Source organism: Actinomyces sp. ZJ308, from assembly GCF_011752065.1.
GTDB lineage: Bacteria > Actinomycetota > Actinomycetes > Actinomycetales > Actinomycetaceae > Actinomyces.
Genome location: NZ_JAAIJY010000008.1, coordinates 47,835 through 72,096 on the forward strand (window position 1 = coordinate 47,835; position 24,262 = coordinate 72,096).

The following is a 24,262-nucleotide window of genomic DNA, read 5'->3' on the forward strand; positions in this document are numbered from 1 at the left end:
TGCGGCACGGAGGAAGCGGCGTCGGCATGCGGGTGGCGTGAACAGCCCCAGAGCCTGCGGCCCATGAGAAGGACGGGAAGGAGCTCACCGCTCCTCCTGCGCCTGCGCCAGCTCGCGGCGGCGTCGGGCCACGTCCCGACGCACCCACCAGGCGTAGGGGATGATCTGGCACAGGATCACCGAGATCACCGACCCCAGGATAGGGCCGGCCGCGTCGAAGGGCCCAATGAGGACCCAGGAGATGGCCAGATTCATCGGCACCAGGATGAGGACCGGGATCACCTGGAACTGCAGCCCGCGGGGGTCGGTCATGTACATGCCCAGTGGCTGCTTGCCGGCCTCGACGGCGACGTAGGCGGCGAAGGCCCACACGAGAGCGGCCGGCAGGACGATCTTGCCGTGGGACATGACCCGGGCGGCCCAGGGGGTGACGGCCACGAGGGCGAGAGCCAGGAGGAAGCCGCCCCCGCTGAAGATCATGGCCGGCTTGAAGGGGTTCTCGATGCGCTTGTCGGCCCGGGCTCGGGCGAACATCGGCCACATGGCGACGCCGGCCGCCATGACGGTCTGGGTCAGCATGTTGAACAGGTTGTTGGCCAGGTTGTACTCGGCCAGGGCCTGCGACTGGCCCAGGTGGGACAGCAGGAGCCGGTCGGTCTGGAAGGCGATCGGGATGGCCAGGGACTGGAGGAGCTGAGGGCCGGCGGTGTTGACGATGCGCACGCCCCGCACGCTGCGCAGACGGGGCACGTCCTTGAGGGCGCCTGCGAACAGGGGCCGGGTGGCCCGCCAGGCGACGACGATGCAGATGACCGATACCAGCGCGTTGGCGATGTAGGAGTAGACGGACACGGCGTTGCCGCGCCCCAGGCCGGTGACGATGGCCAGCAGCAGGAAGCAGGACATGGCCGGGGAGACGACCCCCTGGCTGATGACCTGCGTGGCCGAGCGCCCCAGACCGATGATGACGCGCTGCCCCACCGACAGCGGCAGGGCCGCCGCGTAGATGATGAGGCAGACGGTGGCGGTGAGCCCGCCGCCCTCCATGAGCTTGCCGCCCAGCAGCCCGGGCCAGGCCCCCAGCAGCATGATGACGATGCCGACGGTGCTGATGACCAGGGCCGAGCCGAGCAGGACCCGGACGGCGGTGGTGATCGTGCGCCGCACGGTCGAGTCATGGGCCGGGTCGGTCGAGCTCGCCACCGTGTTGAGGATGACCGCACCGATCCCCAGGTCGGTGAAGGGCATGAGCGTGGGGAAGGTGGCCAGCAGGCCGTACTGGGCGAAGGCGTCGGCACCGAAGTGCCTGATGATGAGACTGGTATTGACCAGACCGAAGACGCCCGAGATACCCATGACCACAACCTTGGCCACGGCTGTGGTTCCCACAGATGACCAGCTGGCGCCCGAGGACGATCCCCGCCGCAGAGTCCCCCCGAGCCGCCGCAGCGGCGAGCGCCGTCGGGCCGACGACGACCCCGGCCCAACGGTCGCCTCAACCGCCGAAGGGCTTGCGAGACCTGCCGTATCAGCGGGTCTCCGACGGCCGGAGGAGCCCGCCGGATCGTCGCTCGCCGAAGAGACCGGCGTGGGCGTCGAGGAACTCGACTGGATCACATCGCACTCCTGATGTTGTAGGAAGGTCACAATCCGGCATCGGGGGGACACCTGAAGACAGGCACGAGAGTAGACCCACCGACATCAGCGACCTGCTATCTTTTGTTTATCGACTTGTGACATTGACCGACCCCTACCCACCCCCCTTGGCATAACCTCAGCAAACCGGCGCTGACCAGGCAGAACGCCCCCTGCTGGGAGAACCCTGAAAGGTCCCTCATAAGTGTATTGATGTCTCCATATCGTTGCTCACCTGTAACATACAGTCATCCCAAACACATCTCGACTCCTCGCCCCAACCCTGCGATCTTGGCCACTTCCCACAAATAACGCCCGCCAGAGTTAGTAGCATTCTAAAACTGCTGCTGTTCACGACGTCCCGTCAGCACTACTCGACAGTTATTGCCCACCCTCGATCATCCCTGCGGAGTCCACCTTGTCTAGTTCGACCCTGACACTGCCTCAGCGCGAGCAGCACCGGCGTCCCTCGACAGCAGCAGCCGACGCCACCTCCCCCACCGCTCCGCGCAGTCCTTGGGCGCGCACGCGCCGCGACCTCGTCATCTGGCTCGTCCTGTCCGACCTCTTCGCCATCACCGCACCCGTCTGGGTCGCCCTCCTGACCGGCCACCTGCCACTGGTCTGGTCCGCCGCGACCGTGGGTTCCACGATGGTGCTCACCGCCTGGTTCCTGGGAGCTCTCGGCATCGACGCCGTCGAGCAGGCCGGCCCCGGCACGGGTCGTTTCGTCGCCGCCGCCGTTGTGAGCCTCCCGGTGGCCCTGCTGCTGGCCGACCTGTCCGGAGTCGCCCGGACCACCCTCCTGGCCGCCCTGGCGCTCCAGCTCCTCCTGGCCATCACCGGACGCTCCATCGAGTCCGGCTGGCTGCACCGTCGCCGCCTCGAGGGCCATGCGCTGCGCCGCACGCTCATCGTCATGGGCTCGGGCGCCCAGCCCATGCTCACTCAGCTGCGCCGCCACCCCATGGACGGCTTCCTCATCGTGGGGTACCTGTCCTCGGGGCAGGACCGCGCCTTCCACTCGGCCGAGCCCGTGCGCAGCCCCCAGCACATCGCCCAGACCCTGCACGCCGAGCGCATCGACGCCGTCATGACGGTCGGCTCGGTCACGCCGGAGGACCTGGTCACCCTCATGCGAGGCCTGGAGAACACCCAGGTGCGCCTCGTCGTCGCCCCCGGACTGCAGGACGTCGTGCCCGGGCGCCTGCGGGCCCTGACCGTCACCCACGGCTGGACCGGACTCATCGCCGTCAAGACCCGCCGCACCCGCGCCCTGGGCAAGGTCCTGTTCGACCACCTCGCCGGCGCCGTCGGGCTGGCCCTCATCTCACCGCTGCTGGCGGCCACCGCGGTCGCGATCCGTATCGACTCACCCGGACCGGTCTTCTACACCCAGACCCGCGTGGGTCAGAACGGCAGGCCCTTCACCATGTGGAAGTTCCGCTCCATGTACATCGACTCCGACGCCCGTCGCGCGTCGGTGGTCAAGTCCGGCGGCGACGCCGGCAACGAGGTCATGTTCAAGGACCGTCAGGACCCGCGCATCACCCGTGTGGGCCGCTGGATCCGTCGTCTGTCGATCGACGAGCTGCCCCAGCTCATCAACGTCGTGCGCGGGGACATGAGCCTGGTGGGGCCCCGCCCCGCACTTCCCGTCGAGGTCGCCAAGTACGACGCCGAGGCGCTGCGTCGTCTCCTGGTCAAGCCCGGCCTGACCGGTCTGTGGCAGATCTCCGGGCGCTCGGACCTGTCCTGGGCCTCCACCGTGGCCCTGGACCGTCACTACGTGGAGAACCGGGGCGGAGCCCTGGACGCGAAGATCTTCGCCGGCACGCTGCGCGCGGTTATCGGCGGAAAGGGAGCCTACTGATGATCACCGGCTACGTCCCCGGCGGCTTCGACATGCTGCATGTGGGACACCTCAACATCCTCACCGAGGCGGCCAAGCGCTGCGACCACCTCATCGCGGGGGTCGCCACCGACGAGTCGCTGGAGCGGATGAAGGGGCGCGGCCCCATCGTGCCCCTGGCCGAGCGCATGGCCATGGTGGCCGCCCTGCGCATGGTGGACTCCGTGATCCCCGACTACGACCAGGACAAGCGCCTGGCCTGGAAGCGCTCTCCCTTCGACGTGCTGTTCAAGGGCACTGACTGGGAGGGCACGGACAAGGGTCGCCGCCTCGAGGCCGAGATGGCCGAGGTCGGCGCCTCGGTGATCTACCTGCCCTACACACCCACCACCTCCTCGACGATGCTGCGGCGCACCCTCGTCCAGGAGGTCGCATCCCGCAGTCCCCAAGGGGCCCAGTGACCACTTCACGTAACGACTTCGAGGCGCCCGACGAGCCGTCGGGCGGCATCGATTCCGCCGCAACCGCCTCCGGTGCCGGTGACGGCGGAAGCAGCCGATCCAGCTCCAGCACCGCTCAGACCGATCAGTCCGCGGCGGACCGTCCCGGTCTCCTCGCCCGTGCCGCGAGCGCGCTGCGCCCTCGAAAGCGGGCCAGGACCTCCACGGGCTCCGCGTCCCACGACGCTCAGGAGATGGGCTCGGGTCTCACCTCCGGAACCACCACCTCCCGTCTGGCCGCCACCTTCCGCATCCCCCAGTCGCGGGCCCAGCGCCAGCGGCTGCGCAAGCGCCTGTCCTCCCTGGCCGCGGTCGTGTGCGTCGCCGCACTGGGAACGGCCGCCTGGCTCCACGAGGGCGTGGCCCAGGCCGACCTGCACCTCAATGACGGCGGCGTGTGGGTCACCTCCACCTCCAACCACCTGGTGGCCCGCCTCAACTACCCCTCCCGCGAGGTCGACGGCACCATCCGCACCTCCTCATCCTCCTTCGACGTCACCCAGAACGCCGAGGACGTCCTGGTTCCCGACTCCGGTGACGCCTCCGTCTCCTCGGTCGATCCCTCCCAGGTCTCCTTCTCGGGACGCACCCAGCTCACCAAGGGCGTGACGATCGCCCAGGGCGGTGACCGGGTCATCGCCATCGACAAGGTCCAGGGCACCATCCGCGCCGCCAAGACCAAGTCGGCCGGATCCCTGACCGCCGCCGCCCCCGTGGTCACCGGCATGCCCGACGTCGTGGCCGTCGTCGGCAAGGACGGCGACATCCACGCCGCCTCGGCCACCAGCAAGTCGCTGGTCTCCCTGGAGGCGGACGACAAGGACTGGGAGGAGGCCACCAACACCTCCCTGACGCTGACCTCAGGCACCGACCTGGCCATCACCGCCGTCGGGGACAAGCCCGTGGTCCTCGAGCGCAGCACCGGCATCCTCCACCTCCCCGAGGGCAAGACCGTCAACCTGGACGCCTCCGGCCTGGCGCTCCAGCAGCCCGGCCCCGAGGCCGACTCGGTCCTGGTCGCCTCCCGCACCGAGCTCATCTCCGTCCCCCTGGACGGGGGCAAGGTCACCAGAACGCCGTCGTCCAAGGAGGACCCGGCCCCCGAGGGCGTGCCCGCCCAACCGGTGCGCCTGGGCAAGTGCGTCTACGCGGCGTGGTCCGGATCGGGCCAGTTCGTGCGCAGCTGCTCCGGCCTGTTCAGCGGCGACACCGACACCGTCCACGACGACAAGCTCGCCTCGTCCTCCGCCCCCATCTTCCGAGTCAACCGCGACGCCATCGTGCTCAACGACCTGGAGACGGGATCGGTGTGGCTGCCCAACGAGGACCTCGTCCTCATCGACGACTGGACGGACAAGACGGCCCAGACCGACGACAGTGCCGACCAGAAGGACGACTCCGCCAACACCTCGGAGTCCCAGACGCCTCCGGAGCGCACCGAGGAGAACCACGCCCCCAAGGCGGTCGACGACAGCTTCGGCGTGCGACCGGGCCGATCCGCGCTCCTGCCCGTCCTGGCCAACGACTCCGACCCCGACGGCGACGTCCTCACCGCCACTCCGCAGGACGACGGCGGGTCGCTGGCGGCCACCAAGGCCCAGGGCGGACTGGCCCTGCGCATGGACATACCCGAGAACGGCCCCACCAGCTACTCCGTGCCCTACACGGCCGACGACGGCCGCGGCATGAGCGACTCCGCCGTCGCCACCGTGGATGTCCACGGCTGGGACGTCAACGGCGCCCCGAACCAGATCACCACCCCGACCCTCACCGTCGCCGAGGGCGCCTCCGGGTCCCTGGACGTCATGGGCCACTGGCTGGACCCGGACGGGGACGACCTCTACCTGGTCTCCGCCCAGGGCGAGGGGCTGGATACCAAGGTCTCCAACGAGGGCACCGTCACGGTGCGTGAGCTCGGCGCCGGCACCGGCACGCGGGACCTGACCGTCACGGTCTCCGACGGCCGGGAGACCACCTCCGGCGTGGTCAAGGTCGACGTGCAGCCGGCCCAGTCGGCCAAGCCGATCGCCAACGCCGACCACGTGCGCGTCGTCGCCGGTACCAAGGCCGTCGTCTCGCCCCTGGACAACGACACCTCCCCCTCCGGCGGGACCCTGCGCCTGGCCGCGGTCCAGGAGGCCCCGGCCGGGACCTCGATCGACGTCGACCAGCAGGCCGGTGTCTTCACCTTCTCCACCGACGCCAGTGCCCAGGCCCAGACCTACTACCTCACCTACGACGTCATGGACGGGGCCAACACGGCCCAGGGGATCGTGCGCGTGGACGTCACCCCCAAGGCCGATGCCACGGTGCCGCCCGAGGTCGAGAACGACACCGCCCTGCTGCGCAACGGCGGCTCGACGACCATCGCCCCGCTCAACAACGACTTCGACCCCTCCGGAGGGATCCTGGTCCTGCAGTCGGTGAGCGCCCCGCCGGACTCCGGCGTCACCGTGACCGTCGTGGACCACTCCCTGCTGCAGATCACCGCGGCCAGCACCGTCCCGGCCAACCTGACGGTGGACTACACCGTCACCAACGGCACCTCCAGCGCCACCGGGAAGGTCGCGATCGTCCCGGTGACCCAGTCCCAGCCCCAGCCGCCGGTGGTCACCGATGACACCGCCGTCGTGCGAGCCGGCGACGTCGTCACCGCGTCCGTCCTGGACAACGACTCCTCCCCCTCCGGCCTCAACCTGTCGGTGGACTCGCAGGTCAGCCTCGTCGGCGACGAGCTGGGCACCGCCTGGGTCAGCGAGGACACCGTCCGCTTCCGCGCCGGCAACCAGCCCGGGCGCACCTCCTACGCCTACACGGTCAAGGACGATCAGGGGCAGACGGCCTCGGGAGTCCTCACCGTGGAGGTGCGCGCGCAGGACGCCGAGCACAACTCCGCGCCCTCTCCGCGCAACCTGGAGGCCCGCACCCTGGCCGGCTCGGCCACGAACATCACCGTGCCGCTGGACGGCATCGACCCCGACGGCGACTCGGTGAGCCTGGTGGGCCTCAACCAGGCCCCCTCCCTGGGCTCGGTGGAGGTCAACTCCTCGTGGCTGACCTACAAGCCCTCCGAGGGCGCCACCGGCACCGACACCTTCACCTACGTCGTCGAGGACCGCTTCGGCGCCCAGTCCACCGGCACGGTCCGTGTGGGCGTCGCCCAGGCCTCCCCGGTCAACGTGGCCCCGGTGGCCACCGACGACCTGGTCGTGGCCAAGCCCGGACGCACCGTGGCCGTGGACGTCCTGTCCAACGACCTGGACACCGACGGCGACACCCTGTCCCTGGAGGGCGACCCGGTCTCCAGCGACCCGTCGCTGGGCGTGTCCACCCGCGCCGGCCGTCTGGTGCTCAACCTGCCGGACAAGGAGGGCAACCACTCGGTGACCTACACCGTCTCCGACGGGCGCGGCGGCACCGACACGGGCACCGTCACCGTTCAGGTCTCCAGCAACGCGCCCCTGGCCAACCCGGTGGGTGTGGACGACTACGTGACCGTCGACCAGGTCGACGCCAACGGCCGGGTGACCATCCCGGTCCTGGACAACGACAAGGACACCGACGGCTCGCCGTGGGACCTCAAGCTCTCCTCCTCCGACCCCGACGTCGAGGTGGGCGAGGACTCCCTGAGCCTCACGGTGGGCGAGACCCAGCGGCTCGTGCTCTACACGATCACCGACGCCGACGGGCTGACCGGTCACGCCGTCGTCGTGGTCCCGGCCCGATCCGCCCTGCGGCCGCGCATCAACCCCTCGGCCGTGCCCGCCCACGTGCCCGCGGACAAGACCACGGACATCAACCTGTCCTCCTACATCCTCACCCGTGAGGGCACCAAGCCCGTCATCACGGACGCCTCCTCGATCCACATGGCCAAGGGCACCAAGGACGCCAAGACCGCATCGAACGGGTCGGCGCTATCCTTCACGCCGGAGTCGGGCTTCACCGGTCAGACCTCGGTGACCTTCACCGTGGCCGACGGCACCGGATCGGACGCCCTGAGCTCCACGCTCACGCTGCCCATCGTCGTGGACTCCTCGTCGAACAAGCCGCCGACCTTCACCCCCACCGAGGTGACGGTGGCGCCCGGCGAGGGGGCCGTCACGGCCAACCTGGCGGCCATGACCACCGACCCCGACCCGAGCGACAAGATCTCCTTCCAGGCCGGTCCCGCCCCCGCGGGCTTCGACATCTCCCTGAGCGGCTCGACGCTGTCCGTCAAGGCCGCCGACAAGGCCTCCGAGGGCACCACCGGCTCCATCCCGATCACGGTCTCCGACGGCGTCAACCCGCCGGTCAGCGCCTCCCTGCCCGTACGGGTGAGCGCCTCCAACAAGCCGCTCATGACGACGGCTCCGATCAACCTGGAGTCCCGCAACGGCGAGGCGGTGAGCGCCGACGTGTCCACGGCGGTGAGCAACCCCTTCCCGGACAAGCCGATCACCCTGTCCGGCACTCCGACGATCACCTCCGGCGAGGGCACGGTGAGCGTCTCCGGCACCACCGTCACCATCACCCCGAACGCCGGCTTCCACGGCACCATCACGGCCCAGTACAAGGTGCTGGACTCCACCGGCTCCGAGTCGCGGGCCGTCACCGGCACGATCACCGTGCAGGTCGGCGGCGTGGCTCCCGCCGCCCCCTCCGGGGTGAACGTGGCACCCGTGGGCGCCGACTCGGCACGCGTGTCCTGGACCGACGGCTCCGCCAACGGCTCCCCCATCACCGGCTACAAGGTGAGTGTCAACGGCGCCGAGCAGACCTGCACGACCTCGAGCTGTCTCATCAGCAACCTGACGCCCGGCCAGACCTACAGCATCCAGGTGGTGGCCACCAACAAGTACGGCGACTCCGCGGCCGCGACGGTTCCCTACCAGCACAACGCCACGGCCAAGACACCGGCCGCGCCCACGCTGACGGCCGACTCCGGGAGGGTCACCGCCGCCTGGACCGAGGTCGCCGACCCCTTCGGGGGCACGACGACCTATGACGTGCGCCTGTCGGACGGGACGATGCTCACGGGCCTGTCCGGGTCGTCGGCGTCCTTCGACGTCTCCCCGGGACGGGCGTACACCGCTCAGGTGCGCGCCCGGTCGAGCCAGGGGACGGTCTCGGAGTGGTCCTCCCCGTCCAACGCGGTGACACCCTTCGGGGAGCCCGGCGTCCCCGGCACCCCCGTCATCACCCCCAGCGGGGACACCGTCACGGTCAGCTGGCAGGCGGCCAACGGCAACGGCAGCCCCGTGAGCTACACGCTGCACTACTCCAACGGGAACACGAGCGACTCCAAGAACGTCGGAGGCGCCACCTCCACCACGGTCTCGATCTCCCGCGGAACCTGGACCTTCTGGGTCGAGGCCGACAACGGTCACGGGTCCAAGGCCTCGGCCCAGGCCAGCTACACCTACAAGCCGACCCCGCTGACCCCCTCGACCCCCGCAGTCAGGGCCACCGGCAACAGCGGCGAGCTGGCCGTGAGTGCCTCGCCCCGAGCCGGCAACGGATGGAGCGTGGGCGACCTGACGGTGGAGTACTCCGTCGACCAGGTCAACTGGACCACCTCCTCGACCATCCGGGGCCTGACCGACGGGCGGGCCTACACGGTCTACGCCCGGGTCAACGGCGGCGGACAGTACTCCGACGTCGTCGCCTCCTCCCCGGTGGCGCCCTACGGCCCGCCGTCGGCGCCCTCGGTCAGCTGCGAGCTCGGCGGCAAGAAGCAGAAGAGGGCCGTGTGCTCCTGGACCCCAGGAGCCAACAACGGCGCCGGTACCAGCTACGAGCAGAGCGACGACGGTGGCCAGACCGTGGAGAGCATCGAGGTCGGGGAGACCTACGACAAGAAGCTCAAGGCCGGCCATGCCGTGACCTGGTGCGTGCGCGCCAGGACCAACGCCGGCACCTCGGAGTGGGGCTGCGACACCGTCGCCAGGCCGCCCGAGCAGGACGACGACGATGACGACGATGACGACAACAACCGGGCCGTCCCGGTCGGCACCAAGCAGCAGTTCTACGTGGACTACACCCAGACCTGCCGTCCCTTCGGCCCCTGGGGCACCTGCTACCAGATGGTCTTCGACATCACCGGCAACCCCAACAGCACCGTGTCCTGCGGCTACTGGTACTGGGACACCTGGAACTGGCAGCCCGCCTGGAACGAGGAGGAGATCAGCCTCGATAAGAACGGTTACGCCCGGCACAAGTTCCCCCACCGGACACCGAACTGGGACCAGTCCATCACCTGCTCCCAGCAGTAACCGGATCATTAACCGGATCGATGCCCGGTACGCAACAAGTCACACACTCACATCTCTCCACCCGAAGGATCATTGATTCCATGCCGATGACCCCCGAGAACGCGACATGGTTCGCTGACGCCTTCTCCACCATTGTCAACAACGTCGGTCAGGCGCTGCTCGACAAGGAAGACGTGATCAAGCTGGCCCTGACCACCATGCTCTCCGAGGGCCACCTCCTGCTCGAGGACGCCCCCGGCACCGGCAAGACCGCCCTGGCCCGGGCCCTGGCGGCCTCGGTGCAGGGAACGCACTCCCGCATCCAGTTCACCCCCGACCTGCTGCCCAGCGACATCACGGGCGTGACGATCTACGACCAGAAGACCGGCTCATGGGACTTCCACGCCGGCCCGATCTTCTCCTCGATCGTCCTGGCCGACGAGATCAACCGGGCCAGCCCCAAGACCCAGTCGGCCCTCCTGGAGGTCATGGAGGAGTCCCAGGTGACGGTCGACGGCGTGCGCCACACGACCGAGCGGCCTTTCATGGTCATCGCCACCCAGAACCCCATCGAGCAGGCCGGCACCTACCGCCTGCCCGAGGCCCAGCTCGACCGCTTCCTCATGAAGGCCTCCGTGGGCTACCCCAACCGGGAGGCGCTCACTCGGATCCTGTCCAGCTCGGCCCACCCGGACCGCTCCAAGAACCTGTCCGCAGTGGTGGCCTCCTCCGTCGTGGCCTCCATGGCCGACCTGGCCGCCACCAACCACATCGAGAACTCGGTGCTGGACTACATCGGCGCCCTGGTCGAGGCCACGCGCGCCGCCGAGGAGACCCGCATGGGCGTGTCCACCCGTGGCGCCATCGGCATGGCCCGGGCCGCCCGCGTGTGGGCCGCCGCGCAGGGTCGCAGCTTCGTCCTGCCCGACGACATCAAGGACCTGGCCGAGGTCGTGTGGGCCCACCGTCTGGTCATGGATCCCGACGCCGAGTTCACCGGCGCCACCGCCTCCGGCGTCATCACCGCCGCCCTGGCCCAGGTTCCCGCACCCACGAGCCGCGATTGAGCCGCATGCCGCCTCGTACGACGTCGCCGACCCCTGCCCGCCAGGCCCGCCCGGGACCCGCGGGCCGGGCCGGCGCATCCTCCCCGAAGTCCTCGGCGGCGTCCGCCTCCGCGGTCTCCCCGGCATCCGCCGCGTCGTCGGCCTCCGCGAGCGCGGCCCTGACCGCCAGGCCGGCGAGGTCTCGGCTGATCGACGCCGTCGCCGCGGTGCTGCGTCCGCTGCGCTGGCTGCTGCACACCATCACCCCGATCGGATGGGGCTGCCTGGTACTGCTCGTGGCCTGCGGGCTGACCGGTGCCGTCATGGGCTGGCAGGAGGCATGGAGCGCCGCGATCGTCGTCGGCATCGTCGTGGTGAGCGCCTGGCTGTGGCTCGTCCCCCGCGGCGGCTACTCGGTCAGCCACAACCTGCTTGAGCCCCGCGTCACCGTGGGCGACCACGCCCTCATCCGCCTGACCGTCACCAACCCGCGCCCCCGGCCGCTGCTGCCCTCGCGCATGGAGATGCCGGTGGGGCCGGGACGCGCCGTCTTCGTCGTCCCCACCCTGACTCCTCGGGCCGTCCACGAGCGCGGCTTCGTCCTGCCCACGCAGCGTCGCGGCATCGTCACCGTGGGCCCGGTCCTGGCGGTCCAGCGCGACCCGGTGGGGCTGCTCCAGCGCGAGCGCTCCCTGACCACGCCGCAGCACATCCACATCCACCCGCGCACCCTGCGCCTGGGGACGGTCCTGCACGGCGTGCTGCGGGACATCGAGGGCGCCGTCACCCAGGACCTGTCCAGCTCCGACGTGGCCTTCCACGCGCTGCGCGACTACGTCCCCGGCGACGACCGGCGCAACGTCCACTGGCGCACCACCGCGCGCACCGGCAGGCTCATGGTGCGTCAGTTCGAGGAGACGCGCCGCTCCAGCCTGCTCGTCCTGCTGTCCACGCGCCAGGACGACTACGCCGGCGAGGAGGACTTCGAGACCGCGGTGTCCATTGCCTGCTCCCTGACCATGGACGCGATCCAGGACGGGCGCGAGGTCCGTTTCATCACCCAGATCGGGGCCCTGCCCACCTCCTCCTCCCTGCGGATGCTGGACACGTCCTGCCTGCTGAGCACCGGGGAGGACGATGTCAGCTGCGACCTCCTGGTGCGACACGCCTGTACGGCGCACCCCGAGGCCTCTATCGTCGTCCTTGTCACCGGTCAGCAGGTCGACCGCGCCACCCTGGCCCGGGCTCGCGGCCTCGCCCCCCTGTCCATGGTGGCCGTCACGCTGCGCGCCGGTCAGCAGGGGCTGTCGCGCCACCACGCCGGAACGATGCCGGTCGTGGACATGGACCGTCTTGAGCAGCTTCCCACCGCCCTGAGGCGAGCACTATGACCCCCTCGACGACCTCCACCACCTTGCCCCCGCGGACCGCGGACTCTCCGCTCTCCGGCTCCCCCGCCGGGGCGCCGTCCCCGGCCGAGGCCCCCTCGCGCGGCACGGGGGCGTCCTCCGCGCGCTCGCCCGAGCCGGCCCCCTCGACGTCGACGACGTCGACGACGTCGTCGCGCACACGCAGCCTCTACAGCACTGAGACGACTCGCCCGGCCCGGTCGATCACCGGCGCCGGCCCGCTCCTGTCGCGTCCGTCGCGGCCGGCGCTCTCCACTCGCCGCTTCCTGCCCCCCAGGCGAGGCGCCAAGCCGCCCACAACGGCGGTGGCCGCCCTTGAGCTGACTCTCATGGCCGGGATCATCGCCGTCGGCGCAGTCCCCTTCCTACCGGTCTTCGCCTCCGTGGTCGGCTGCCTGGCCGTGGGCTACGGGGCTCTCATCGGGACCCTGACCGCGCTGGCCTGCTCGCGCCTGCGCCTGTCGGTGCTGCCGAGCATGGCCGCCCTGGCGCTGGTGCACGTCCTGGTGGCCCCGTGGCTGCTGACCGACGTCGGCTCCGGGCTCACAGCGGTCAAGACCGTTCTGGCCTCCACGGTCACCGTGTGGCGTGACGCCCTGACCGTGCCGATGCCGCTGAGCTCCTTCAGCGGGATGACGGTGTTGCCGTGGCTGACCGGACTGGTCGTCTCGGCCCTGGCGACCCGTCTCATTCTGGCGGGCCGTGAGGTCCTGGCCGGTCTGACCCTGGTCCTGCTGCCCGTGGTCGGTATCGGCTGGGGCGGGCAGGAGACCGTGCGCCCCACCGCGCTGGGCATCCTGTTCACCATCGGAGTCCTGGCCCTGTGGACCTGCGGCTCCCTGCGACAGCGGCGCAGCCACGTCATCGAGGCACTGGACCTGAGCTCCTACTCCACGACCTCGGGGACCACCAGCGCCCGCTCCACCGGTGACCTGGGCCGGGCGGCCCTGCGCGGCGCCGTCATCGCGGCCGTGCTGCTCCTCGTCACCTCCCTGGCGGCCATGGCCTTCACCCCCACCGCCCCCGTCTCCCGGACGGTGGTGCGCGACCTGTTCCAGCCGCCGCTGGACCTGACCGAGTACGCCAGCCCGCTGTCGCTGGTGCGCACCCTGGAGACCGACAAGGCCCACACCCGGCTCATGAAGCCCACCAACCTGCCCTCGGGCGGACGCATCCGCATCGCGGCCATGGACTCCTACGACGGCCTGTCCGCCCACATCGGGCAGAACGAGAACGGGCAGTCGCGCTTCGAACGCATCGGCGACAAGACCCAGCTGACGGCGAGCCGGCTCGACGGGCGCAAGCAGACCTCCTCCCTGACGATCGAGGACTACAGCTTCCCCTGGGTCCCCACCATGCCCGAGACGATTCGTATCGAGTCCTCCGGCCCACGTCAGTCCGCCCTGCGCGAGGGCATGTACTACGACAAGTTCTCCTCCACCGGGATCGCCACCAGCGGCCTGGCCGAGGGCGACGTCCTCACCGAGCGGGTCGCCCCCTACACCCCTCCCTCCGAGGCCACTCTCAACAAGGCCTCCCTGGCTCAGACCGCACTGGGGCCGATCGACCAGGTGCCGCCGTCGGTGGCCTCCCTGGCCAAGGAGATCGTCGGGGCGGAGTCCAACCCCATCGCTCAGATCCGTGCCCTCCAGCAGCGCCTGCGCACGAGCTACTACTCCGACGGAACCCAGAGCCCCTCCCAGCCGGGGCACGGGGCCGCCCGTATCGCCTCGATGGTGGAGGCCGACTCCCTCATCGGCGACGACGAGCAGTACTCGGTCCTCATGATGCTCATGTGCCGCTCGCTCAACATCCCGGCCCGCGTGGTCATGGGCTTCGACCCGGCCACCGACGGCGATGCCAAGACCGTCACCGGTGAGGACGTCAAGGCCTGGGTGGAGATCCCCTTCGAGGGACTGGGATGGGTGTCCTTCGACGTGACCCCGGACCGCGACCAGGTTCCTCAGCAGCAGACCACCCAGAAGGTCTCCAACCCCGAGCCCAACGTCCTCCAGCCCCCGCTGCCCAACGAGGACCCGGCCCAGCTGCCCCCCAACTACGAGGACCCCCAGCGCGACGACCCCGAGGACGACGACAAGGGCGGCCTGCCGACCGCGGTCATCGTCGTCGGCGGCTCCATCCTGGGGATCGCGGCGATCGTGGGCTCCGTCCTGGGCTGGAAGGCCTGGAGACGCAGTCGCCGGCGCGGCCGCACCGGCGTCGGCAAGGCCCTGGGGGCCTGGGAGGAGATCCTCGATCGAGCCCGCGACCTGGGACGCGTCCCCGGCTGGGGGGCCACGCGGCGCGAGGCGGCCGAGCAGCTGGCTCCGCACTTCCCGCAGGCCGACCTGCCCCGTTTCGCCGGAGCAGTCGACACCCAGGTCTTCAGCTCCGGGGAGCCCGCGTCGTACGCTCTAGGGGAGTTGTGGGATTCCTCAGACGCGATTGTCCGCTCCATGGGTGCGCAGCGCTCGCGTCTGGGACGGGCCATGGCCCGCCTGTCCCCACGCTCCCTTGTCCATCCCGCCGGGAGGCGGTCACGTCGACCCAGGAGGTTGCGGTCATGACGATCACGGCCGGCGCCCGTAGCAGCGCCCCGACCGCCGCGGGGCCACCGACGTCCTCTTACTCGTCCGGTGATGCGTCGCAGGCCGAGATCGAGACCCCGTACGGCATCACACCGGGCGCTCCCGCCAATACCAGCGAAGCCGGTGAGCCCGGCCAGGCCGGGAACGGCCCCCGGGCACGGGTCCCCGAGACCTCATCGCCCTCCGCCCGCGAGCCGCGCCAGCCCCGTCGGAGGCTCTCCCCGGCCCCGGTCGGGGCGCGTGTCGTCGCCGGGGTGATCGACCTGGTCGTCGGCTCGCTTCTGGTCGGAGGCCTGACCGCCCTCATCTGGCAGGTGGCGGGCCGCCCGGTCCTGACCAGCGGACTGATCGCCTTCGGGGCGGTTGTCGCTCTACGGTGGCTCGCCATTGCCGCCACCGGCTGGTCCCTGGGAGGGCTGCTGCTCAGAATCCGCATGCTGGGGGCCCGCAACCAGACGCCCTCACCTCTGGGATCCTTCCTCCACGCGGACCTCGTCCTGGCCGTCAGCATCACCACGCTCGGCCTGGGCACCATCGCTCTCATGCGCACGGCGGCCGCCGACCCCGAGGGACGCGGTTGGCACGACAAGCTCTCCGGGATGGCGCTGCTTCACACCCGGAGGACGAACCGGACCGGCAGGGCCGCCACCTCCGCGACCGGCCCCGTCGGCTACCCGACACCCACCCCCGCCACCAGCGAGAACGCACCTGCCGGCTCCACGGCCGCCTCGACGTCGGGCTCGCCGGGCGGCATCAGCGCTGAGGCCAGGGACTCCGCCGGGCGTGCAACCCCTCACATCCAGCCCGCCGAGCCGGCCACGGAGGCCGCCGCTGCACAGTTCCCCACGGCTCAGCCGCACGACGATCCCCAGCCCCGTCGTCGACGCTCCGAGAAGGCCGATCGACGAGCCGACGCACGAGCGGAGAAGAAGGCGGAGAGGGCCTCGAAGCGCGCCTCACGGGCGGGCTCCGCGCACACGCGGGCCGACGAGCAGGTCGCCGATGACGCCGCCGAGGCCACCGCCGTGGGCGCCCAGAGCGCCACCGAGGCCGGCATCGCCGCCTCTCCCGGCGGGACCGCCCACCCGACGACGTCTGACCCGGTGTCCTCGTCGATCCGCCGGCCCCGGCCCGCCCGCCCGGGTCAGCCCGCGCGCCACGCCGGCCGCGCCATGGCGGCGGGTTCGCCCAGCAGCGCCCCCTCTCGGAGAGCGTCGGCCACAGCTGCCGCCTATACGTCAGCGGTCTCCGGCAGCACCACCTCCGCCGACGGTTACGGCGTCATCATGGCCCCCAGGACGGCCGGGACCACACCTCGAGCCTCGGCCAGGGCCGCCAAGGCGGCGACCGTGTCATCGTCCTCCGCGGCCTCGGCGGCCTCCGCCAGCCCGGCCGTCTCCGACACCGACGCCGCAGCCGTCGCAGCGGCCTCAGCCAGCCCCATGGACCCTCAGGCCTCCGCCGCGCTGGCCGCCGCCGAGGCCACCGCCAGGTCATCGGTTCAGACGCGGGCAGCGCGGTCTGCGCAGCCCGTCCAGACTGCCCGGACCGCACCGACCGCGTCGTCAGCCGCCCCGGCCGCACCACGGACCAAGGCGGAGCCTGCGCAGGCAGTCGGCAGGCCCTCAGCGGAGTCCGCGGAGAAGGGCGGCCCCACGCCCTCCACCGAGAGGACCACCCCCGAGGCCCCGCCCGAGACGACGGCCGGCTCCTCCCAGAGTCCCCGGGCCTCGGGCACCGGGAAGGAGGCGGAGGCCGCAACGGCGGAGACGGCGCCGGAGTCGGCGGAGACGACCACGAAGAGCACAGAGCCCACAGAGTCCGCAGCGTCCGCAGAATCCGCGGAGTCCTCCATGACGCCGGTCAACGAGCGGGCGGCGGTCAAGCCATCAGGAGCGGGCCGTGCCGCCTCGACCGCCTCGACCCGCTCCAGGCAGTCCTCGCAGATGGACGCCGAAACCGCTACCCTCGAAGCGGTGGAGGACGAACCGGCGTCCTCTGAGTCCACCGAACAGCCTGAGACGCCATCAACCCATGCGCCTCCCGCACCGCGGCACCCGGCCGACCGGAACCCCACGGAAGCGACGACGCCCTCAGCGGAATCCTCCAAAACGGCGGCCAGTTCCGAGGCCTTCCAGGCCTCATCTTCGCAAGATGCGACACCATCGACACAAGTCCCGCGCTCGAAAGCCACAAAACCCGTAACATCACAGACGATGGAACCACGACACGCCCACGCCCAGCGCTGGAGGACTCAGTCCGGTCACACCGGCAAGAAGGCCTCCGGCCCGTCTGCTGCACCCGCTGAGGATCAGCGAGATCCGGCGTCACAGCCCGGTGTTCCTCGCCGCGAGAGCCTCTTCACCTCCGAGCGGCACCGCTTCGCCTCCGGGGCGGGCTCGGCCCCGGAGGTCGCACACACCTTCGACACCTCCAGCATCCTGCCCTCCGGGGACCGCAACACGCAGGCCCTCATCGACTCGGTGCCCTGGTCCTCGGTCCCCACCTCGGTCGACGCCGCAACGGTGGACTCCCTGCCCGAGGGGGTCATCGTCTCCGACGACGGCCCGCCCCGGAGGCCCTCGACGGCGTCGACGGCCTCGCCCCAGGCGTCCCAGATGGACCTGACCAATCCCGCCACCGTGCCCGGCGGTGTGCCGGCGTCCGTCTCGGGAAACACGCATCCGACCGTGCGCAGTCACCGCAGCCATGCTCAGACCCCGGCCAGCAGCGGCTCAGCCAGCACGGCGGCCTCCGAGGAGACGTCACTGCGGCGCACCCACACCACGCACCGTTTCCAGGGGCCGGGGATCCCCTCGCCCGCGGAGGAACGCGCCGCACACGGTGAGTCCAGTCGGGAGTCCCACGGCGAGGTTCACCGTGAGCCCTACCGTGAGCCTCGCGACTCCCGCAGCGACGCACCGGCGGCCCCGACCTCGCGTCGGGAGCGTCGGGATGCCGCTCAACTGTCAGCGCGGTCTCGGACGAGCTCGGCGGGAAGCACCCCGAGCCGCTTCTCGGCCCGCACCGAGCGCAGCGCCGGCACCACGGCGAGCAGCACGACGGGCTCTGCGGCACCCGCTGCCGCCCACGCAGCCGCCTCTCGATCCTCTGCCACCCCGCCTCCTGCAAGCGCCCAGACGGCCACACCGTCCCTGCCGTCGGCTTCCTCGGCCGCTCCGGCCCTGTCAGTGAGACTCGTGCCCCTGCTGGGCGGCAACCCGATCCTCATCCACGAGCCCACGGTCGTCGGCCGCGACCCCGACAACATCTCGGCCTACCCCGGTGCGGAGCGTGTTTCCCTCGACGACCCCACGCGCTCGGTGTCCAAGACGCACGCGGCGATCTTCCCGTTGCTGGACGGGGTGTGGGTCACCGACCTCCACTCCACCAACGGCACCCGGGTGGAGTACCGCGACGGACGCAGCGTGGAGGCCGTGCCGGACAAGGCGCTGTCGGCCCTGGAGGGCAGCACGATCTTCTTCGGTCGCATCGCCTTCAAGGTGGAGGTCGTCTGAGCTCGGCCGCTGGTTTCCTCAGACGACGGGGTCCGCACTCCTCACGGAGTGCGGACCCCGTCGTCTTCCCACCGTCCTGCTTCATCGCCGCACTGTCGGACGGCCGCCGGGCTGGAACAGTCCTCAGGGGGTGTCGACGCAGGCGGTCTTGGCCTGGGAGGCCTTGCCGTCCGAGCGCACCGCGGTGACCTCCAGGCAGGTGCGTCCCTCCTGGGCCTCGACGACGACCTCGTTGGTGCGGATGGAGTCCACCTCGGTCTCCTCATCGGGCAGCTTGACCCGGTAGAGGTAGCTGCCGGTCCAGCCCGTCTCCGGCTCGCCCCAGGTGAACCGCACCGTGCCGTCGTCGAGCGGCTCGCCCTCGATGTCGCCCACCATCGGCACGGAGGCCTGCAACGGGTTGGCGCCGGGCTGTGGGGCGATGGTGGCGATGGGGTTGTCGGGCTTCTTCCTCGTGTCCTGGTTCCGGGAGAAGACGATCGCGACGATGACGGCCGCGACCATGGCCACGACCAGCAGGGCGGTCAGGATGGTCCGCATCCGGTTCGGGCGGCTCGAGTCGCCGGCCTCCGAGCCCGACGACGAGCGCTCGTCGTCACCGTCGGGATCCACCCGCATGGCGATGTGCTCGCTGGTGACATCGACCTGGTTGAAGACCCCCATCTTGGTGGCGGTGTCGTTCTCATCGGAGCTGGGACGCCGCGCGGACTTCGCGGCCTTGTCCGGCTCCTGGAACAGGTCGACGGTGGTGATCGGCAGGTCGAGCTCGGCCTGGACCTGCTGGAGCGCCCGGGCGAAGGCCAGCGCCGTCGGATAGCGCGAGTCCGGGTTCTTGTCCATCGCCACCGACAGCACCCGGTGCAGCGACGGCGGGGCGTCCTGCCGGCCCAACGGGGGCAGGGGGTCCTTGACGATGCGGCGGGAGAGCTCGTAGACGTCCGGGATGCCGTCGGTCTCGAAGGGGCTGCGCCCCGTGAGCATCGCGAAGGTCGTCGCCCCCAGGGAGTAGATGTCGGAGGCCGGGTTGGCCGATCGCATCCCGACCAGCTGCTCGGGGGGCGCCCAGGGCACGCTCATGCCCCGCAGCTCCTCGGAGGCCTCCGGACCGCTCATGGCGGAGATTCCGAAGTCCGAGAGCACCGGACGGCGGTAGGTGGTGAAGAGAATGTTGGCGGGCTTGATGTCCCGGTGGACGATGCCAGCCCGATGAGCGGTCTCCACCGCTCCGGCGATCTGGATCGCCGTCGACAGGGTCTCAGCGACGTTGAGGGGACCCTGGCGCAGGATGGCGCCCAGCTGCGGCGGCGGACAGTACTCCATGACCAGGAAGGGGTGGCCGTCGGCGGAGACGCCCGCGCCGAAGATGGACAGAATGGCCGGGTGGGAGGAGACCCGCGCCATGAGGTTCGCCTCCGACTCGAAGCGGGAGGCGGTCTTGTCCTCGACGTCGGCGTTCATGACCTTGACCGCGACCTCGCGGCGGGGCATGTGCTGCTCGAAGAGGTAGACCGTGGAATAGCCTCCCGCTCCGAGTCTCTCCAGGTAGGTGAACCCAGAGATAACCGGAGGCGGTCCCTTGTGATCCAGCATCAGGGGAGGTTCTCAAAGGCGAGGGTCTGGCCGTCGCCGAGGTCGAGGACGTCTCCGCTGCGCAGGAGCACCGGGGTTGCCGAGGACAGGCGCACGGGCGCCTCGTTCTGGCGGTTGAGAACGGTGCCATTGCAGTTGCCCAGGTCCTGGGCCAGCACGCTCCACGCATCCAGGTCGATGAGGATGTGGTTGCGTGAGACGAGCTGGTTGGGGCTGGCGACGGTCAGCGGGCGGAGGGGGACCTCCGCGACGCTGGTGATGTCGTCGGCCACGGGGTTGCGACCCACCAGGAGGGGACGGTTGAGCTCGATGCTCTCACCACCGGAGGTGACCACGCGCCCCAGAGGGGGGCAGGCCACCGACTTGGCCGGACGGTTGAGCTCGGCTCCGCAGACGCGGCACACGGTGTAGTTCGTGGGGTTGGGGTGGCCCTGAGGGCACACCGCCGACAGCACGATCCGGATGGCGTCGGGTTCACTGGGAGAGCTCGCCGAGGCCGGGGACGTCGGGCTGGAGGGCCCGGAGCCCACGAGGGAGACGAGCTCGCCCACCAGGTCCTCGGGCAGACCGTTGATGGTCTGTCCGTCATGGTCGCCGCGGCCGAGGTCCCCGGTGGAGGGCTCGACGGCGGGGGGCTGCACGAGCCCGACCACCGTCTCAGCCGCGGCAGCCGATCCGGCCGACTCGGCGGACGGGCTCGACTGGCTCGGCTCCAGGGGGCCGAGCCCCTGGTTGAGCAGCTCGGCGCGCAGCTCCTGGGAGAGGTCCTCGGGCAGACCGTTGATGGTCTGTCCGTCATGGTCCCCGGAGCGTACGGGCTCGTCCTCGGCATGCGCCTGCGCGGCGGCCTCGGCGACAGCGGTGGCCTCCGCGACCACGGCCGCCTCAGCGGCCTCGGCGGGCACGAAGTCGGCCGGGGTCGCAGCGACCTCGGTGACCTCGACGGCAGCGTCCTTGATACCAGCAGCCTCAAGATCCTCGCTCGACGGGGGTGGCGGGGGCGGGATCATGGCCTCTGCCTCCGAAGCGGAGGGGATCGGCAGGGCCGGGACATCGAAGACGGGGGCGATCAACAGGTCCTCGCCGGATGCCTCCGGTGAGGACGGGGTGGTGACCTCGGCAGCCTCAGGAGACTGGGCGTCCTGGGTCACGACGTGAGCCTCGAAGGGCTCAGCACTATGGGCGCTGTGGGCACTACCGGCGCTGTGGGCCGAGCCGGCGCTCTGGCCGGACGACTCACCCGCGCGAGCATCCGCCTCGATGACCTCGGCGACCTGCGCGCTCTCAACGAGCTCCGCAGGAGGCTCGGGCGACTGCGTCGACTTGGCCGACTCGGCCGACTCGGTTGACCCGGTCACCTCAGTCGCCTCAGGAACCGTGGCGGCCTCGGTGGCCGTAGTGGCCTCGGTGACGCCGGCGACGACGGCCAGCAGGTCGGCGGGCTCATCGGACTCGGCGAGGCGGGGGGTCTCCTCAGGAGCGCCCGAGACCTCGGCGGAGGCCGCGGACTGACCCGTCTGAGCAGCCTCGGACGCGGCGAGCTCGGCACCGTCAAGGGCCTGCTGCTCGGCGTTGTCCTGCGCGATCTCGATGAGGTTGTCGACGACGTCGGCGGAACCGGCGACCTCGGCAGGCGCCCCTTCAGATGAGTCGTCCTGCTCCGAGCGGTCCGACGAGGCGGACTGACGGCGCGAGGAACGGCGCGATGCCCGACGGGAGGTCCGGGAGGACCTCACCGCAGCGGCGGGGGATCCGGCAGAGCCGGCGGAGGCGGTGGAGTAGTCAGGACCGGCCGGGTCAGGGTCATCGTCGTCGGAGTCACCGGACCCCTTCGACGATGCACGGCTGGGGGACGGGGTCCCACTCGACTTCTCGGATCCACGCAGCACCAGGTGGCCGGTGCTCACGACGGCGTCGACCGCCGGGCGGCGGACCTGACCGGCGCCGTCGGGCGCGCTGACGATGACCGAGTTGGGGGCGGTCACCGTCGTCTCGAACCAGGTGGTGACCGCGGAGGCGTCCAGCGCCTTGCCGTCGACCTCCATCTGCGGGGCGCCGCGCAGCGCCACGTGGAAGACGTCCTCGGGCGCCGAGACGGCGAGCACGAAGTCCGGGATCGCGCCCAGACGTCCGCCCATCCCCATCACCAACTCATCCAGGGCCCGCGTCAGCGAGGCCTCCTCACTACGCAGCAGCCGCCACAGGCGCTCGGTGAGGTCCTGCGGCACCGACGGGGGCAGGATCATCACAGCACGTGGCGTGACCACGCCTGTCCACGAACCCTCGGTCCACCAGACCTCGTTGTTCGCGCTGCTGTTCGGGCTGTTTGTCATCATATTTCTCCTCAACGGACGATACAGACACCGTCACCCAAGTATGCCTGCCGTCCCCGGTGCACGTACTCCGGTCGACCCGGTGAGAGTCGGTGGACCCCCTCCTCGTCCTCGATGTGGGTGCCGTTGGTCGAGCCCAGATCTGTGACGAGCACCCCATCGGAGGCGGGGACAAACAGCGCATGCGTCTTGGACACGGAGTCCTCCGAGCGGAGCACCGCAACGAGCTGAGCGTCCGGGTGGGACTCGATCGGGGCCGGTCGACGCCCCAGGACAATCGGCCCCAGAACAGGGATTACTGACCCCTCAACCACCAGGGAGCAGGTCGATACCGAGGTCGGTCTGGCACTGAGGAGGACCGTCCCGGCCAGCCGGTCGAACCAGGTGCGCTGTTCAGCACGCCATAGTGAGAGGATCCACAAAACCAGGGGGGCCAACCCTGCGGTTGCCACCAAAGAGAGGCCCAAAAATGCGACGTAAATCACCGCAGAGCGGCCAGGAGGGCCGTTCGGGTCCGTCACCCTCCGAAGCCGGGCCCCCGTCACCAGCCCTCCGAGTGTGGCGCCGGTCATCGCCATCATGGCAGTCATCACAGCAATAAGCAGCACAACCGCCCCAACAGCGAATAAGATTCCACAGCAGCGCTCCGTGACGGCACAGAGTGCGATGATGAGCCCGGCATCCACCAGCACGCGAACCACACGGCGATGCGCGGATGCAGGCATAATTGTCGTATGTCGCTCTCGGGTCCTCATAGGACAGACATGGTAGGCGCCCAGTCCACTGCCTCGCAGTCAGACGAGGTCTCGGAAGGAGCACACAGTGCAGATCGCGGTCACGCCTGATCCCCAGCGATGGGTGATCATCCCGCCCTTCCCACCTCCGGGATGGGCGCGGGAGGAGGCGAGGCACCGCAGCGCCCACCTGGGAGTGACCGGTCCGCAGTGGCGCTCCGAGCTGGAGTCCCTGCTCAACGAGCTGCAGGCCATGGAGCGTCAGGGGCGCTTCGCCCGCCTCATGCACATCGACGACGTCGCCCATCCCCCCTTCGTCATCGACCTCAGCCTGGAGATCGCCAAGGATGACGGCTCCAAGGAGGGACGGCGTGCCACTCAGCGCCAGATCGTCGCCGCGCTCCTGCCCGAGGCCGAGCTGGTGCGCCTTCGGCCAGGACCGGACATGGTGGGCTTCTCCGCCTTCTACGAGTCCAACGGCCCCACCCAGGGCGTCGTCGTCCTGCGTCTGGCGGGGCTGCCCACCGTCCCCGTGGACCTGGTGATGCGCCTGTGGGGCGCCGCCGCCGAGGACATCGCCCCCAACCTGGACCACCTCATCGAGCTGGCGCGCCAGGTCGCCCCCGTCGTCTAAGCGACCTCAGGCCTCACCGGTCATGCGCCACTGAGATCGCTGACGAGATCGCCCCAGGATCGTCACCGAGGTCGCCGCAGACCAGTCCCGTCTCCCCTGTCCCGCTGCCTCCCCGCACCAGCTTCCTCCTCCCGCTCTCGCCCACCTCTGCCCGGCCGGTCCTCCGTGAGCGCGCGGTGACGGCACCGCC

General features: G+C 70.5%; 12 protein-coding genes. 8 read left to right on the forward strand and 4 right to left on the reverse strand.

From position 1 onward, the window contains the following. Nucleotides 1-84 precede the first annotated feature (84 nt). Nucleotides 85-1,356: an oligosaccharide flippase family protein gene (locus HCR68_RS05505; protein WP_167147269.1), complete on the reverse strand. Its 1,272-nt coding sequence runs from the start codon at nt 1,354-1,356 to the stop codon at nt 85-87. A gap of 697 nt (nt 1,357-2,053) precedes the next feature. Here HCR68_RS05505 and HCR68_RS05510 point away from each other — a divergent pair. The 7 genes from HCR68_RS05510 to HCR68_RS05540 all read left to right on the forward strand — a co-directional run bounded on the left by HCR68_RS05510 (nt 2,054) and on the right by HCR68_RS05540 (nt 18,781). Beyond that, the gene (locus HCR68_RS05510) at nt 2,054-3,508 is read left to right on the forward strand and encodes a sugar transferase (RefSeq protein WP_167147272.1); all 1,455 of its coding nucleotides are present in this window, start codon (nt 2,054-2,056) and stop codon (nt 3,506-3,508) included. Beyond that, nucleotides 3,508-3,948, forward strand: a complete 441-nt coding sequence (locus HCR68_RS05515; RefSeq protein WP_167147274.1) for an adenylyltransferase/cytidyltransferase family protein — start codon at nt 3,508-3,510, stop codon at nt 3,946-3,948. The genes HCR68_RS05510 and HCR68_RS05515 overlap by 1 nt, the downstream gene beginning before the upstream one ends. Further along, the gene (locus tag HCR68_RS05520; protein ID WP_167147277.1) at nt 3,945-10,241 is read left to right on the forward strand and encodes an Ig-like domain-containing protein; all 6,297 of its coding nucleotides are present in this window, start codon (nt 3,945-3,947) and stop codon (nt 10,239-10,241) included. Before HCR68_RS05515 ends, HCR68_RS05520 begins: the two co-directional genes overlap by 4 nt. Nucleotides 10,242-10,321: 80 nt before the next feature. Next, entirely contained in the window at nt 10,322-11,287 is a 966-nt protein-coding gene (locus HCR68_RS05525; RefSeq protein WP_167147280.1) for an AAA family ATPase, read from the forward strand. A gap of 5 nt (nt 11,288-11,292) precedes the next feature. Further along, nucleotides 11,293-12,657, forward strand: a complete 1,365-nt coding sequence (locus HCR68_RS05530) for a DUF58 domain-containing protein (protein WP_208320512.1) — start codon at nt 11,293-11,295, stop codon at nt 12,655-12,657. After that, nucleotides 12,654-15,242: a transglutaminase domain-containing protein gene (locus HCR68_RS05535; protein WP_167147283.1), complete on the forward strand. Its 2,589-nt coding sequence runs from the start codon at nt 12,654-12,656 to the stop codon at nt 15,240-15,242. Before HCR68_RS05530 ends, HCR68_RS05535 begins: the two co-directional genes overlap by 4 nt. Next, entirely contained in the window at nt 15,239-18,781 is a 3,543-nt protein-coding gene (locus HCR68_RS05540) for an RDD family protein (protein WP_167147284.1), read from the forward strand. Before HCR68_RS05535 ends, HCR68_RS05540 begins: the two co-directional genes overlap by 4 nt. A 123-nt stretch (nt 18,782-18,904) precedes the next feature. Here HCR68_RS05540 and HCR68_RS05545 read toward each other — a convergent pair whose 3' ends face one another. The 3 genes from HCR68_RS05545 to HCR68_RS05555 are packed head-to-tail and all read right to left on the reverse strand — an operon-like array spanning nt 18,905 to nt 23,459. Further along, nucleotides 18,905-20,371: a serine/threonine-protein kinase gene (locus HCR68_RS05545; RefSeq protein ID WP_167147287.1), complete on the reverse strand. Its 1,467-nt coding sequence runs from the start codon at nt 20,369-20,371 to the stop codon at nt 18,905-18,907. Next, the gene (locus tag HCR68_RS05550; RefSeq protein WP_167147290.1) at nt 20,371-22,704 is read right to left on the reverse strand and encodes an FHA domain-containing protein; all 2,334 of its coding nucleotides are present in this window, start codon (nt 22,702-22,704) and stop codon (nt 20,371-20,373) included. Before HCR68_RS05550 ends, HCR68_RS05545 begins: the two co-directional genes overlap by 1 nt. Nucleotides 22,705-22,715: 11 nt before the next feature. Then, a complete protein-coding gene (locus HCR68_RS05555) occupies nt 22,716-23,459 on the reverse strand; it encodes an FHA domain-containing protein (RefSeq protein ID WP_347878305.1) in 744 nt (247 codons plus the stop codon). A gap of 67 nt (nt 23,460-23,526) precedes the next feature. Here HCR68_RS05555 and HCR68_RS05560 point away from each other — a divergent pair, with 67 nt between their 5' ends. Continuing rightward, nucleotides 23,527-24,072, forward strand: coding sequence for a hypothetical protein (locus HCR68_RS05560; RefSeq protein ID WP_167147296.1), 546 nt, complete (start codon nt 23,527-23,529; stop codon nt 24,070-24,072). The last annotated feature ends 190 nt before the right edge of the window (nt 24,073-24,262 follow it).